Annotated in this window: 9 protein-coding genes and 3 pseudogenes; all 12 read right to left on the bottom strand. The window is 64.3% G+C overall.

What is annotated here, in order from left to right:
- Positions 1 to 587 precede the first annotated feature (587 nt).
- A complete protein-coding gene (locus ACVWW1_RS45885; protein WP_456660432.1) occupies positions 588 to 1,421 on the bottom strand; it encodes an inositol monophosphatase family protein in 834 nt (277 codons plus the stop codon).
- Positions 1,422 to 1,478: 57 nt separating this feature from the next.
- Positions 1,479 to 2,670, bottom strand: a pseudogene (gene mmsB / locus ACVWW1_RS45880) (multiple monosaccharide ABC transporter permease).
- Positions 2,667 to 4,247 (bottom strand): multiple monosaccharide ABC transporter ATP-binding protein, encoded by a 1,581-nt coding sequence (mmsA, locus tag ACVWW1_RS45875; protein WP_456660431.1) that lies wholly within the window; start codon positions 4,245 to 4,247, stop codon positions 2,667 to 2,669. The pseudogene mmsB and the gene mmsA overlap by 4 nt, the downstream one beginning before the upstream one ends.
- Positions 4,248 to 4,304: 57 nt before the next feature.
- Positions 4,305 to 5,372: a multiple monosaccharide ABC transporter substrate-binding protein gene (gene chvE / locus ACVWW1_RS45870; RefSeq protein WP_456660430.1), complete on the bottom strand. Its 1,068-nt coding sequence runs from the start codon at positions 5,370 to 5,372 to the stop codon at positions 4,305 to 4,307.
- Positions 5,373 to 5,977: 605 nt separating this feature from the next.
- Entirely contained in the window at positions 5,978 to 6,694 is a 717-nt protein-coding gene (locus tag ACVWW1_RS45865; protein WP_456660429.1) for an HAD-IA family hydrolase, read from the bottom strand.
- Positions 6,691 to 7,611: a CbbX protein gene (gene cbbX, locus ACVWW1_RS45860; protein WP_456660428.1), complete on the bottom strand. Its 921-nt coding sequence runs from the start codon at positions 7,609 to 7,611 to the stop codon at positions 6,691 to 6,693. Before cbbX ends, ACVWW1_RS45865 begins: the two co-directional genes overlap by 4 nt.
- A 111-nt stretch (positions 7,612 to 7,722) precedes the next feature.
- Positions 7,723 to 8,148, bottom strand: a complete 426-nt coding sequence (locus ACVWW1_RS45855) for a ribulose bisphosphate carboxylase small subunit (RefSeq protein ID WP_456660427.1) — start codon at positions 8,146 to 8,148, stop codon at positions 7,723 to 7,725.
- Positions 8,149 to 8,160: 12 nt separating this feature from the next.
- A pseudogene (locus ACVWW1_RS45850) lies at positions 8,161 to 9,625 on the bottom strand (form I ribulose bisphosphate carboxylase large subunit).
- 33 nt (positions 9,626 to 9,658) lie between these two features.
- The gene (fba, locus tag ACVWW1_RS45845) at positions 9,659 to 10,741 is read right to left on the bottom strand and encodes a class II fructose-bisphosphate aldolase (RefSeq protein ID WP_456660426.1); all 1,083 of its coding nucleotides are present in this window, start codon (positions 10,739 to 10,741) and stop codon (positions 9,659 to 9,661) included.
- 15 nt (positions 10,742 to 10,756) lie between these two features.
- Positions 10,757 to 12,780, bottom strand: a pseudogene (tkt, locus tag ACVWW1_RS45840) (transketolase).
- The gene (locus ACVWW1_RS45835; RefSeq protein ID WP_456660425.1) at positions 12,777 to 13,652 is read right to left on the bottom strand and encodes a phosphoribulokinase; all 876 of its coding nucleotides are present in this window, start codon (positions 13,650 to 13,652) and stop codon (positions 12,777 to 12,779) included. Before ACVWW1_RS45835 ends, tkt begins: the two are co-directional and overlap by 4 nt.
- 11 nt (positions 13,653 to 13,663) lie before the next feature.
- Positions 13,664 to 14,695 (bottom strand): class 1 fructose-bisphosphatase, encoded by a 1,032-nt coding sequence (locus ACVWW1_RS45830; RefSeq protein WP_456660824.1) that lies wholly within the window; start codon positions 14,693 to 14,695, stop codon positions 13,664 to 13,666.
- Between the last annotated feature and the right edge of the window lie 101 nt (positions 14,696 to 14,796).

The following is a 14,796-nucleotide window of genomic DNA, read 5'->3' as shown; positions in this document are numbered from 1 at the left end:
AGAGAGCGAAACGAACGGCAAAGCTCGGGCAATTCATGTCGCGAGAATGCAAAGCTGCGCCCCGTCCTCAACTGTCGTCGCCCGGCTCGACCGGGCGATCCAGTACGCCGCGGCCTCTCGGCTCAAGCACAGGCGCCTCTGGAATATTGGATCACCCGCCTGCGCGGGTGGTGACATCGCGTGGTGTGACAACTTGAATCGAGAACCATCCTCACCGTCGTCCCCGGCCTTGAGCCGGGACCCAGCCACGAATGCGAATTGGCTTGCGGAGCTTGAGCCACAGCTCATTCCAACAATCCAGTCCTGTGGTTATGGGTCCCTGCTTTCGCAGGGACGACACCGCACAGGCTGTTCGACAGTTGAACCCTATCCGACCAGTCATCCTGAGGTGCGAGCCTCTTCGGCGAGCTTCGAAGGATGAATCGGCCACAGTGGGGCCGTGCATCCTTCGAGACGCGCTACGCGCTCCTCCAGCGACAAAGGCGAAGCCTTTGCGCGGGGATGACGGGGTTAGTGGCGACGCATGCGCGGGTCACGACACGGACGAGCTGTTTGACAGTTGAATCAGAACTCACGCACGTCCCACCCTACCCTGCCGGCGTCAGGATCGCCTGCTGTGCCGCATGCCAGCTCGCTTCGTCGGGCGCGCAGAGCAAGCCGCCGGTCAGATTGACCGGCTTGTAGGGCGATCCGTCGAAGTGTGCGCTGTAGCCGCCGGCCTCGCGATGCAACAGCCAGCCCGCGGCATGATCCCACGGCATCAGCTTGTTGTAGAACAAGAGATGGCAATGGCCCGACGCCGCCATGCGGTACTCGTGCGCGGCGCATCGAAGCCAGGCGCTGACGCCAAGCCTGGACAGATTGCCGGCGACAATTGCCCGCAGCGGCTCAGGCAGGAAGTTGACGCCGATCACCGCTTCCATTTGCTTGACCGGCACGGCCGGGGCCACCTTCAAATCATGCCGCCTGCCGTCCGGCATTTCGAGCCACGCCCCCTCGCCGCGCAGCGCGAACGCAGTGTCGTTGCTGACCGGGTCATGGATCGCGCCGAACACGATCTCGCCGCGCATCGTGGCGGCCACCATTGTGCCGAACAGCGGCAGGCTCGACGTAAAATTCCTCGTGCCGTCGATCGGATCGATGATGAAGGCAAGCTCAGCGGTTCCGAACTGATCGAGCGCGGCCGGATCGCGTGCCGTGCCCTCCTCGCCGATCACGACCGCATTCGGAAACGCCCGGAGCAACGCCGCCGAGATCGCCTGCTCGGCAAGTTCGTCGGCTTCGGTCACCACGTCGAATGCCGATGTCTTGGTGCGGACCTCGATCTCCCGCACACGGCGGAACCGCGGCATGATCTCGGTGCGGCCGACCTCGGCGAGGATGTTTCCGATATTTTGCGCATCGGCATGGGACAGTTTCACGCGGCATTCTCCTGCGTTGCGCCGGCATCCTATCGCAGGATCATGACTGCGCGGCAATCAACGGCGCTGGTTGTAGACATCGATGCAGACGGCGCCCAGCAGGACGAGGCCCTTGATCACTTGCTGATAATCGATGCCGATGCCGAGGATCGACATGCCGTTGTTCATCACGCCCATGATCATGGCACCGACCACTGCGCCGCTGACCCGGCCGACGCCGCCATAGGCCGAGGCGCCGCCGATGAAGCAGGCGGCGATCACGTCGAGCTCGAAGCCGAGGCCTGCCTTCGGCGTCGCGGTGTTGAGGCGGGCAGCAAACACCAGCCCGGCGAGCGCCGCCAGCACGCCCATGTTGACGAAGGTGAAGAAGGTCAGCCGCTCGGTCTTGACGCCCGAGAGCTTCGCCGCCTTGGCGTTGCCGCCAACGGCATAGATCTGGCGGCCGATCACGGTCCGCCGCGTGACAAAACCGTACAGCGCGATCAGCACCGTCATGATGACGAGCACGTTCGGCAGGCCGCGATGCGAGGCGATCAGATAGGTGAAATAGAGCACCGCGCCCGCCAGCGCGATGCTCTTGGCGATGAAGAACGCGTAGGGCTCGACCTCGATGCCGTGCGACTGCTCGCGCGCCCGGCTCTTGGCGCTCGCGAGCACCAACGCGAACGCCAGCACGACGCCGATCAGAAGCGAGGTCGGATAGAGCGTGCCGGCGCTCGGAAACAGCTCGGGGATGAAGCCCGACGACAGCTTCTGGAAGGTCGGCGGAAAAGGCACCGACCGACCGGCCCTGCAGCACCGCGAGCGCAAGGCCCTTGAACACCAGCATGCCCGCCAGCGTCACGATGAAGGACGGAATCTTGAAATAGGCGACCCAGTAGCCCTGCGCCGCGCCGATCGCGGCACCGATCAAGAGACAGACGATGAAGGCGATCGGGTAGTCGACATGATAGGTCACCATCAGCACCGCTGCGACCGCGCCGACGAATCCCGCAACCGAGCCGACCGAAAGGTCGATATGCCCGGTGACGATCACCAGCAGCATGCCGAGCGCCATGATCACGATGTAGCTGTTCTGCAGCACGAGATTGGTGAGATTGACCGGCTGCAACAGCGTGCCGTCGGTCACGATCTCGAAAAACAGCATGATCGCGAGCAGCGACAGCAGCATGCCGTAGTTGCGCAGATTGTTCTTGATGAAGCCGGAATGCTTGGGAGTCTCGGGAAGTGACACCGTCTTGTCGGTCATTGTGCTCCGCCTCCCGCCCGTACCCCGCTGTCGTGGGCGCCGTTCCCGGACATCCTGACATTGCGCATGATGGCGCGCATGATCTTCTCCTGCGTCGCGTCGCCCTTCGCGAACTCGCCGACGAAGGCGCCGTCGTTCATCACACAGATCCGGTCGCAGATGCCGAGCAGTTCCGGCATTTCCGACGAGATCACCACGACGCCTTTGCCGGCCTCCGCGAGCTCGTTGATGATACAATAGATCTCGTATTTTGCCCCGACGTCGACGCCGCGGGTCGGCTCGTCCAGCAGCAGCACCTGCGGATCGGTCATCAGCCATTTCGACAGCACCACCTTTTGCTGGTTGCCGCCTGAGAGCTGTCCGGCTTCCTGATAGACGTCGGAGCATCGGATCCGCATCCGGTTGCGGTAATCGCTCGCGGCCTTCAGCTCGACGACATCGTCGATCACGCCGCGATCCGACACCTGGCGAAGGCTCGCCAGCGTCACATTCTTGCGGACGTCGTCGGCGAGGATCAACCCGAGTTGCTTGCGGTCCTCGGTGACATAGGCAACGCCGGCATGGATCGCGGCCGGCACGCTGGCAAGGTTGGCCTCGCGTCCGTCAAGGCTGATCCTGCCGGAGATATTGTAGCCCCAGGCCCTGCCGAACAGGCTCATGGCGAACTCGGTGCGGCCGGCGCCCATCAGGCCGGCGATACCGACCACCTCGCCACGGCGCACCCTGAAATCGACGTTCTTGATCACCTGCCGGGCGGTGTGCAGCGGGTGATACACCGACCAGTTCTCGACCGTCATCACGGGATTGCCGATCGCAACGTTTCGCTCCGGGAAACGATGCGCGAGATCGCGGTTGACCATGCTGCGGATGATCCGGTCCTCGTCGACCTGCTCGGTCCGGCAATCGAGGCTGTCGACGGTGCGGCCGTCGCGCAGCACCGTGATCCGGTCGGCGACCCGCGCGACCTCGTTGAGCTTGTGCGAGATCAGGATCGAGGCGATGCCCTGCTCGCGGAATACCAGCAGCCGGTCCAGCAGCGCGGCGCTGTCGGCCTCGTTGAGGCTCGCGGTCGGCTCGTCCAGGATCAGGAGGCGCACCTTCTTCGACAGCGCCTTGGCGATCTCGACCAGCTGCTGCTTGCCGACGCCGAGATCGGTGACGAGCGTGTCCGGCGATTCCCGCAGGCCTACCTGCGCCAGCAACTCGGCCGTCCGCCGGTACACCGCATTGCGGTCGACCACCCCGAACCGCGACGGCGCGCGCGACAGAAAGATGTTCTCGGCGATCGACATCAGCGGGATCAGCGCCAGCTCCTGGTGGATGATGATGATCCCCAGCGCCTCGGAGTCGTTGATGTCGCGGAACCGGCGTTCCTCGCCGTCGAACAGGATCGACCCTTCATAGCTGCCGGCGGGATAGACCCCGCTCAGCACCTTCATCAGGGTCGACTTGCCCGCGCCGTTCTCACCGACCAGCGCATGGATCTGCCCGGCTTCCACGGTGAAATTGACGTCGCGCAGCGCCTGCACGCCGGCAAAGCTCTTGCTGACGTTACGCATCTCAAGCATCGCCGTCATCGGATCACATCCCGCAACGCCACTAGGCCTCGGCGCTATCAGCCCCGCTCGCCCGCCTTAGTCGAATTGCGAACGCTTGTAGTAGCCGCTGTCAATCAGGACTTTCTCCCAATTGGTCTTATCCACCACGACCGGCTTCAGCAGATAGGACGGAACCACCTTGACCCCGTTGTTGTAGGTCTTGGTGTCATTGACACTGACCTCCTTCTTGCTCAGCACGGCATCGACCATGTCGGCCGTGACCTTGGCGAGATCGCGGGTGTCCTTGAAGATGGTCGAATATTGCTCGCCGCGCAGCATGGCCTTGATCGAGGGCACCTCGGCATCCTGGCCGCTGACGAACGGCATCGGCTGATCCTTGCTGCCGTAACCGACGCCCTTCAGGGAGGAGATGATGCCGATCGACAGGCCGTCATAGGGCGACAGCACCGCATCGACGCGCTTCTTGCCGTAGAAGGCGCTGAGCAGATTGTCCATCCGTGCCTGCGCCGTCGCGCCGTCCCAGCGCAAGGTCGCGACCTTACCCATGCCCGTTTGGCCGCTCGCAACGACAAGCTTGCCGCTGTCGATATACGGCTTCAGCACCGACATCGCACCGTCGTAGAAGAAATAGGCGTTGTTGTCGTCGGGCGAGCCGCCGAACAGCTCGATATTGAAGGGCCCCTTGCCGTCCTTCAGTCCGAGCGCATTCACGATCGACCCTGCCTGCAGCACGCCGACCTGGAAATTGTCGAAGGTCGCGTAATAGTCGACGTTCGGCGTGTCCCGGATCAGGCGGTCATAGGCGATCACCGTGATGCCCTGGGCCTTGGCCTGCTTCAGCGCATCGGACAGCGTGGTGCCGTCGATTGCCGCGATGACCAGGACCTTGGCGCCCTTGGTCACCATGTTCTCGACCTGGGAGAGCTGGTTCGGGATGTCGTCGTCGGCATATTGCAGGTCGGTACCGTAGCCGCGTTCCTTCAGCACCTTGACCATGTTGTTGCCGTCGTCGATCCAGCGCGCCGAGGACTTGGTCGGCATCGCGATGCCGATGGTCGGCTTGCTCTGGGCGCGTGCGTCCGGTGAGGTCGCAGTAAGACCTGCCAACGCCAGTGCGATCAACGAGACCTTCAGTTTGAACATGCTTCGCTCCCTTGGTTTTTTGAGTTGAGGGTACCGTTGCCGTGGACCGCGTCAATCGACGGCTATCGTTCTTGGGCCGGCCGCAGATCTACGGCGATGTCGGATCGGCGCCAGGACCGTCACGACCCGAAATTGCGGAATGTCGATTGAACCCGTCAACAGCGCCAATGCTCACTCCGCACGGTCAGCCATGTCGATCCTGCAATACCAAGTTCACCCGCGAGTCATGCCGTGGGATGAACGAGGTGTGGGAATGACGTGGAGGATCATGAGGCGCCGGTCTCCCGGAACTGTTGGCAAGCGCGACCACCCGCCAGAATTTCTGCTGGTGGTACGTCACCGTCTTGAGCAACCTTTGGTGGATGCCACCCCTACTATATGAATGCGCGCACCGACTGGCCATTTATTTAGATGTCCAAATAAATTGACCGGCGACATGGAGGGTCACGAGGCGTTATCTCCCGAAATAATTGAGCGAGCCTCACTATCCGCTAGGTGCGGCGCTGCTTCTGGAGATTGTGCCCCTACTATGTAACGGAGGCAAGCATCATTTATTTAAGCTACAGAATAAATTAGTCAGAACTGTCGGCCGGCGGCAGCGGCCTTCAGGCATCGATGTCAGACAGATCGTCAACAACAAGCAACGCTCCGGCAAAATCGTCGTCGCTGAAATAGGTGCTGCGGGTGATGACCACGGGGATGCCCGCCCGCGACGCCGCGATGAGGCCGTTGCCGGAATCCTCGACGGCAATGCAATCGGCCGGGCCAAGCGCGAGCCGCGCCAGCACCTCGACATAGACATCGGGTGCCGGCTTCTTCCGCGGCACGTCGTCGCCGGCCACGATCGCCTCGAACAGATCGGCCCAGGCCGGCCCCAGCGCAACCGACAGCAGCGCATCGATATTGCCATGCGAGGTCGTCGTGGCGATCGCCAGGCGCTGGCCGCGGCTGCGCGCGCCGGCGAGCCATGCCCTCACGCCCGGCTGCAACGGGCAGTCACCCGCCGCGATCAGCGCGGCGTAGCGCTTGGTCTTGATCCCGTGCAGGTCGGCGATGTCTGCGAATGTCAGCGACGGAACCGCGTTGCGCTGGTCGAAGGCGCGGATGCGCTCCTTGCCTCCGGCGACCCGAAGCAGCCGCGCGTAGGTGACCTGGTCCCAGAACCAATCGAGGCCGGCCTCGGCGAACGCCTCATTGAAGGCGCGGCGATGCACTTCCTCGGTTTCGGCGAGCGTGCCGTCGACATCGAAGATCAAGGCGCGGGCGCCCGCAATGATGTGGCGCATCCCGGCGCTCCTGATGCCGGCGAGCGCCCGGTTCATCGCGCCTCGCCCGCCCCTTTCGCGAACACGCGGCTGGCAAGCACGTCGCCGGCCTCGATCGACATCACGTCGTCGGTCGTGAGCGTGCGGTCGAGCTTCGCCACGATCCGGTTCGCCTGGCGGAGCCGGATGCGGTCGAGCGCGTTGCGGATCGAGCGCGCATTGGAGAACAGCGGCTGTTGCTTGCGGATGCCGATGTACCGGGTGAAGGCCTCGCGTGCTTCCGGGGAGAAACGATAATACTGCTGTTGCAACATCAGTTCGGCGATCCAGAGCAGCTCGCCATCCGAATAGTCCGGGAAGTCGATATGATGCGCGATGCGCGAGCGGAACCCCGGATTGCTCTGGAAGAACTTCTCCATGCGGTCGCCATAGCCGGCCAGGATCACCACCAGATCCTCGCGCTGCTGTTCCATGATCTGGAGCAGGATCTCGATCGCCTCCTGGCCGTAGTCGCGTTCGTTCTCGGGACGGTACAGGTAATAGGCCTCGTCGATGAACAGCACGCCGCCCATCGCCTTCTTCAATATTTCTTTCGTTTTCGGCGCGGTGTGGCCGATATATTGCCCGACAAGGTCATCGCGCGTGACGCTGATGACGTGGCCGCTGCGGACGAAGCCGAGCTTGTGCAGGATGCCGGCCATCCGCAGCGCGACCGTGGTCTTGCCGGTGCCGGGATTGCCGGTGAACGACATGTGCAGCGTCGGGAACGTCGTCGCCAGCGCCATCTTCCGCCTGATGCGTTCGACCAGCAGCAGCGATGCGATCTCTCGGATACGGGTCTTCACGGGCTTGAGACCGATCAATTCGGAATCGAGCTGGTCCAGCACTTCGCCAATGCCGAGGTCGGCGAATTCATGCCCGAGGTCGATGGTCTCGGGCGGCGTTTCGCGGATCTGTTCTTGCGGTTGCGTCATTATCCTCTCGCGTCGAGAAAAGCTCCGTCGCCGCGGCGGCGACGACGGAGAAGTGCATCCGGACCAGGACGGTCGAGGGAGCAATCCGCCTGGCTTGCTAGCCGGACGCGGTCAACGATCGGTGTAGCGTTCGCCCTCGGGGCGGCTCGCGGCATAGGAATGCGTCGCGTAATGCAGGTTGCGTCCGGCAGCCTCCTGGCGGTCGAGCCGGAAGCCCGGCTCCTCGCGCGGCCGGTTGACGATGAAGGAGATGCGAACCGACTCCCAGCCGTGGCTGGAATCGAAACCGGAGATCCGGATGTAGCGGTCGCCATAGACCCGCCGGCAGTCGGCGAGCTCCTTCATAATGCCCGCCGCATCGCGCAGGTCGAACATCGGCAGGCCCCACATGTCCCAATAGGTGTTGCGGGGGTGCGGGTCGTCGGTGAACTCGATGTTCACCGCCCAGCCCTTGTCGAGGCAGTATTGCACCTGCGCGGCGATCTGCTCATCGGTGAGATCGGGCAGGAAAGAGAAGCAGCCTTGGGTCACGCGCATGAGAAACTCCTGTCAGACCGCCATGCTCGGCGTGGGAACGAAATCGGGGGCGTCCGTCGACTCGTAATTGAAGGTGACGTCCTTCCAGACGTCGAGCGCCTCGCGCAGCGGCGTGCAGGTCAGCGCCGCCTTGGCCAGGATCTCCGGTCCCTCATGGACGTAGTCGCGGCCCTCGTTGCGGGCGAGGATCATGGCTTCCAGCGCGACGCGGTTGGCGGTGGCGCCGGCCTGGATGCCGCGGGGGTGGCCGATCGTGCCGCCGCCGAACTGCAGCACGACGTCCTCACCGAGCAGGTCGAGCAGCTGGTGCATCTGACCGGCATGAATGCCGCCGGAGGCCACCGGCATCAGCTTGTTGAGGCTCGCCCAGTTCTGGTCGAAGAACACGCCGTGCTCGAGCTGCATCGGGTTGAAGTCCTCGCGGCAGATGTCGTAGTAGCCGCGCGTGGTGTTCGGGTCGCCCTCGAGCTTGCCGACCACGGTGCCGGCATGGATGTGATCGACGCCGGCGAGCCGCATCCATTTCGCGATCACGCGGAACGAGACGCCAATGGCTGCGCTGCCTGGTGTAGGTCGAGTGACCGGCACGATGCAGATGCAGGATCATATTGTTCCTGCGCGCCCACTTCGCCATCGACTGGATCGCGGTGTAGCCGATCACGAGGTCGATCATGACGATGTTGGAGCCGAGCTCATGCGCGAACTCGGCGCGCTCATACATGTCCTCCATGGTCGCCGCGGTGACGTTGAGGTAGGTGCCCTTGATCTCGCCGGTCGCGGCCTGCGCGCGGTTGACCGCCTCCATGCAGTACAGGAAGCGCTCGCGCCAGTGCATGAAAGGCTGCGAGTTGATGTTCTCGTCGTCCTTGGTGAAGTCGAGCCCGCCTTTCAACGCCTCGTAGACGACGCGACCATAGTTGCGGCCGGACAGGCCGAGCTTCGGCTTCACGGTGGCGCCGAGCAAGGGACGGCCGAACTTGTCGAGCCGCTCACGCTCCACGACGATGCCGGTCGCCGGGCCCTGGAACGTCTTCACATAGGCGGTCGGAAGCCGCATGTCCTCGAGCCGCAACGCCTTCAGCGGCTTGAAGCCGAACACGTTACCGATGATCGAGGCGGTCAGGTTCGAGATCGAACCCGGCTCGAACAGGTCGAGATCATAGGCGATATAGGCGAAGTAGCTGCCCGGCGAGTTCGGCACCGGATCGACGCGATAGCACTTCGCCCGGTATTTCTCCGCGGCGGTCAGCCGATCGGTCCACACCACGGTCCAGGTCGCGGTCGAGGATTCGCCCGCCACCGCCGCGCAGGCTTCGGTCGGATCGACGCCGTCCTGCGGCGTGACGCGGAACAGGGCGATGACATCGGTGTCCTTGGGCTCGTAGTTCGGCTCCCAATAGCCCATCCGCTTGTATTCCATCACGCCGGACTTGTAGCGATCCTTGCCGCGCACGGTAATCGATGGCTGTATGTTCATCTCAATCTCCTGTCGTCGTTCGTCGCCGTCTGCTCAGGCGGCCTGGGTGATCTTTCCAATCTGCGGATCGAGCGCGCCGGCGCGATAGCGACGGGCCATCTCCGGCAGTGCAACCACCTTGATCCGAGCGGCGTTGCCGGCCGTGCCGAACTGCTCGAAGCGGTCACGGCAGAGTTCGCGCAGCGCGTCCATCGCGGGCTTCAGGAACTTGCGCGGATCGAACTCGCTCTTCGACTGCACGGCGACCTTGCGGAAGGCCGCAGCCATCGCCAGCCGGCAATCGGTGTCGATGTTGACCTTGCGCACGCCGTGCTTGATGCCGCGGACGATCTCCTCGACCGGCACGCCCCAGGTCTGCGGCATCTCGCCGCCGAACTGGTTGAACATGTCCTGCAGCGGCTGTGGCACCGAGGACGAGCCATGCATCACCAGATGCGTATTGGGCAGGCGTGTATGGATCTCCTCGACCACGCGCATCGCCAGGATCTCGCCGTCGGGTCGCCGCGTGAACTTGTAGGCGCCGTGCGAGGTGCCCATCGCGATCGCGAGCGCATCGACTTTGGTGGCGCGGACGAAATCGACCGCCTGGTCCGGGTCGGTAAGCAGCTGATCATGGCTGATCTGGCCCTCGACGCCGTGACCATCCTCCTGCTCGCCGCCGCCGTGCTCGAGCGAGCCGAGCACGCCGAGCTCGCCTTCGACCGACGCGCCGACCCAGTGCGCCATATCGACCACCCGGCGGGTGATATCGACATTGTAGTCATAGTCGGCCGCGGTCTTGGCGTCGGCCTTGAGCGAACCGTCCATCATGACGGAGGTGAAGCCGTAGCGGATCGCAGTCGCGCACGTCGCCTCTTCGTTGCCGTGATCGAGATGCAAGCAGAGCGGGATCTGCGGATACATTTCCTCCAGCGCATCGATCATCTTGGCCAGCATGATGTCGTTGGCGTAGGACCGCGCGCCGCGCGAAGCCTGGATGATCACAGGCGCATCGCAGGCCGCCGCCGCCTCCATGATGGCGAGGCCCTGCTCCATGTTGTTGATGTTGAAGGCCGGCACGCCGTAGCCGCGTTCGGCGGCGTGGTCCAGCAATTGCCTCAAGGTTATCCGCGCCATGATGGCGTCCTCCTTTCAATTCGCTCGTTGCATGAGCTGTTTTGCTGCAGCGGCAACTGCCACAGGGGTAATGCCGAATTCGCGGTACAGCACGTCGGCCGGCGCCGAAGCGCCGAAGCCGGTCATGCCGACGAATACGCCGTCGTCGCCGAGCCAGCGCGCCCAGTCGCCCTCGACCGCGGCTTCCACGCCGACGCGCGGGACGCTGCCCAGCACCTGGGCGCGATAGTCGCGCGGCTGCTGGCGGAACAGGTCGAAGCACGGGGCCGAGACGACCGCGGCCTGCACCCCTGCTTCCGCCAGCAGCTTTGCGGCTTCGAGCGCGATCGCCACCTCCGAACCCGTTGCAATCAGGGTGACGTCACGCCCGAAGGCCGGCTCGACGAGAACGTAGGCGCCGAGCGCAACCCGGTTGTCCTTGCTGCCGTCGCGCACGGTCGGCAGTGCCTGCCGCGACAGGCAGAGGATCGACGGCGAGGTCTCTGCCTTCAGCGCGCAGTCCCAGGCTTCCGCAGTCTCGACCGCATCGGCCGGACGGAACACCAGCAGGTTCGGGATCGCCCGCAGCGCCGCCAGATGCTCGACCGGCTGATGCGTCGGCCCGTCCTCGCCGAGCCCGATCGAGTCATGGGTCATCACGTGGATGACGCGGATGCCCATCAGCGCTGCGAGGCGGATCGCCGGCCGGCTGTAATCGGCAAAGCTGAGGAAGGTGCCGCCATAGGGAATGAACCCGCCATGCAGGGCGATGCCGTTCATCGCCGCCGCCATGCCGTGCTCGCGGATGCCGTAATGGATATAGCTGCCGTCGAGCGTTTCCGGCCGCACCGAGACCTGCGACTTCGCCAGCGTCAGATTGGAGTGCGTGAGGTCGGCCGATCCGCCCAAGAGATTGGGCAGCGCTTCCGCGATCACGTCGATCACCTGCTGCGAGGCCTGCCGCGTCGCGAGTTTCGGCCCCGCTCGGTCGCGAACCGCTCCACCAGCTTCGCCATCGCCTCGGCATAGGCGCAGGGCAGTTTCCGGTTCAGGGCATCGTGGAACGGAGACCGCTCGCCGTTACCCGCCTTGCAGGCGCTGCGCGAGCGCTCGATCCAGGCCCGCCGCGCGTCACGGCCGCGACCACCGAGTTCGCGCCACTCGGCCAGCACGGCATCTGGGATTTCGAAGGCCGGATACGGCCAGCGCAACGCGCTGCGAGTCTTCGCCACCTCATCGGCGCCGAGCGGCGCGCCGTGCACCTTCTCGCTGCCCTGCCGGTTCGGGGCACCGAACCCGATCACCGTGCGGCAGGCGATGAGCGACGGACGATCGCTCGCTCGCGCCTGCCTGATCGCCGCAGAGATCGCCTGCGGATCGTGGCCGTCGATACGGCAAACGTTCCAGCCGCTGGCTTTGAACCGCGCCGTCTGGTCGTCCGAGCAGGACAGCGAGGTGGCGCCGTCGATCGAGATGTGGTTGTCGTCGAACAGCACGATCAGCCGGTTCAGCCGCAGATGGCCGGCGAGCGAGATCGCCTCATGGCTGAGGCCTTCCATCAGGCAACCATCGCCGGCGATCACATAGGTGTAGTGATCGACGAGATCGTCGCCGAAGCGGGCGTTCACCAAGCGCTCGGCGAGCGCCATGCCGACCGCGGTCGCGATCCCCTGCCCGAGCGGCCCGGTCGTGGTCTCGACACCGGGCGTATGCCCGTATTCGGGATGTCCCGGAGTTTGCGATCCCCATTGCCGGAACGCCTTGAGCTGATCGAGCGTCATGCGCTCGTAGCCGGTCAGATAGAGCAGCGCATAGAGCAGCATCGAGCCGTGACCGGCCGACAGCACGAAACGGTCGCGGTCGGGCCAGGCCGGATCGGCCGGGTCGAACTTCAGGAAGTCGGTGAACAGCACGGTCGCGACATCGGCCATGCCCATCGGCATGCCGGGATGGCCGGATTTCGCCTGCTCCACCGCGTCGATGGCAAGGAAGCGGATGGCGTTGGCCATCTCGTCGTGGCTGATTTCGGGCCGGCTGGCAACGGACGCAAGTGCGGTCATATCGTTCGCCTCTTTCGTTCGATCAATTGCAGGATCAACGGGGTCAGGATGAGCTGCATCGCGAGATCGAGCTTGGCGCCGTGAATCACGATCGAATTGGCGCGCGACATGAAGCTGTTCGGGATCATCGAGAGCAGATAGGGAAAATCGATGCCGCGCGGGCTCTTCAACCGGATCACCACCATCGATTCGTCCGGCGTCGGGATCCAGCGCGCGATGAACGGGTTCGACGTATCGACCGTCGGCACGCGCTGGAAGTTGATGTCGGTCTCGCTGAATTGCGGGCAGATGTAGTTCACGTAGTCGGGCATGCGGCGCAGGATGGTGTCGGTCACCGCCTCGGTGGAGTAGCCGCGATGGCTGCGGTCACGATGCAGCTTCTGGATCCATTCGAGATTGATCACCGGCACGACCCCGATCTTGAGATCGGCGTGCTGCGCGACGTTCACCTTGTCGGTGACCACGGCGCCGTGCAGGCCCTCGTAGAACAAGAGGTCGGAATTCTCCGGCAGCGCCTCCCACGCGGTGAACGTGCCGGGCTTGGCGCCGTAGAGCCGCGATTCCTCTTCGTCGTGCACATAGTGCCGCGTCGTTCCGGTGCCGGTCTCGGCATAGTCGCTGAACAGCTTCTCCAGTTCCTCGAACAAATTGGTCTCGGGGCTGAAATGGCTGAAATGCTTGTCGCCGCGCTCGGCCTTCTCCAGCATCTGGCTGCGCATCTCGGCGCGGTCGTAGCGGTGGAACGCGTCGCCCTCGATATAGGCCGCGACCACATTCTCGCGGCGGAAGATGTTCTCGAACGTCTTCTTCACCGAGGTGGTGCCGGCACCGGACGAGCCGGTGATCGAGATGATGGGATGTCGACGAGACATGCGCTCCCCCCTCAGCGGAACAGGCCGCGCCGCGCGAACAGCGGGGCATCGCTGCTCTCGAACAACGGCTCGACGGTCAGGTGGATCGCATCGACATCGCGCACGGCGCGCGCCGATCCCATGATCAGCGGCACGCGCTGATGCGGCGTACGTGCCGAGAGTTCGAGAATGCGCGACCGGCCACTCGAGGCAGCACCGCCCGCCCATTCCATGATCAGTGCGATGGGATGCGCCTCGTACAGCAGACGCAACCGGCCTTCACGGTAGCCCTGGCGCGCATCCGCCGGATACAGAAACACGCCGCCACGCATCAGGATGCGGTAGGCCTCGGCCACCAGCGAACCGATCCAGCGCATGTTGAAATCCTGCCCGCGCTCTCCGTTCACGCCGGCAAGGCACTCGTCGATGTAGTTGCGCACCGGGCCGCTCCAGTGCCGCCGGTTCGAGGCGTTGATGGCGAATTCCGTCGCGTTCTGCGGCACCCGGAGGTCACGCGCAGTCAGGACGAACTCGCCGGTTCGCGGATCCAGCGTGAAGCAGTCGACGCACTGGTCGAGCGCCAGCACCAGCACGGTCTGCGGACCGTAGATGAAGCAGCCCGCGGCACATTGCGCCGTACCGGGCTCGAAGAAGGTCGAGATGATGTCGTTCCCCTTCGGCCGGATCGAGAAGATCGTGCCGATCGAGATGTTGTTTTCGAGATTGGCGGATCCATCGAGCGGATCGATCGCGACACAGAGCGGCGCATCGGGATCGAGCGTCTCCGGCAGCTCGACCTCCTCCGAGAGAACCGCGGCGACCGGCGCGGTGCGCAGGGCATCCCGCATCAGGCGGTCGGCGACGATGTCGATGGTCTTCTGGCGATCGCCGTCGGGATTGATCCCGCCGCTCTCACCGCCGATCCCGGCGAGCGGCCCGGCGGCGATGATGCGCGAGAGCTCGATCGCGGCGCCGGCAAGGGCTTCGATCACCGCAACGGTCGCGGCGCGCAGCGGGTTGTGCTGCGTCGGCCACTCCAGATGGGCATGCAATGCAGGACGAATCTCCACCGGCCTCTCCCTTTGATCGCGCCCTCTGTCCCGAGGTGTCGAGAGGCGACCGCAGGGGAGTCGCCTTCGGCCTATCAACGCGCGAATTGCCCAAT

The organism is Bradyrhizobium sp. JR3.5 (assembly GCF_054057015.1).
This window is presented reverse-complemented; position numbering and strand designations above follow the sequence as displayed.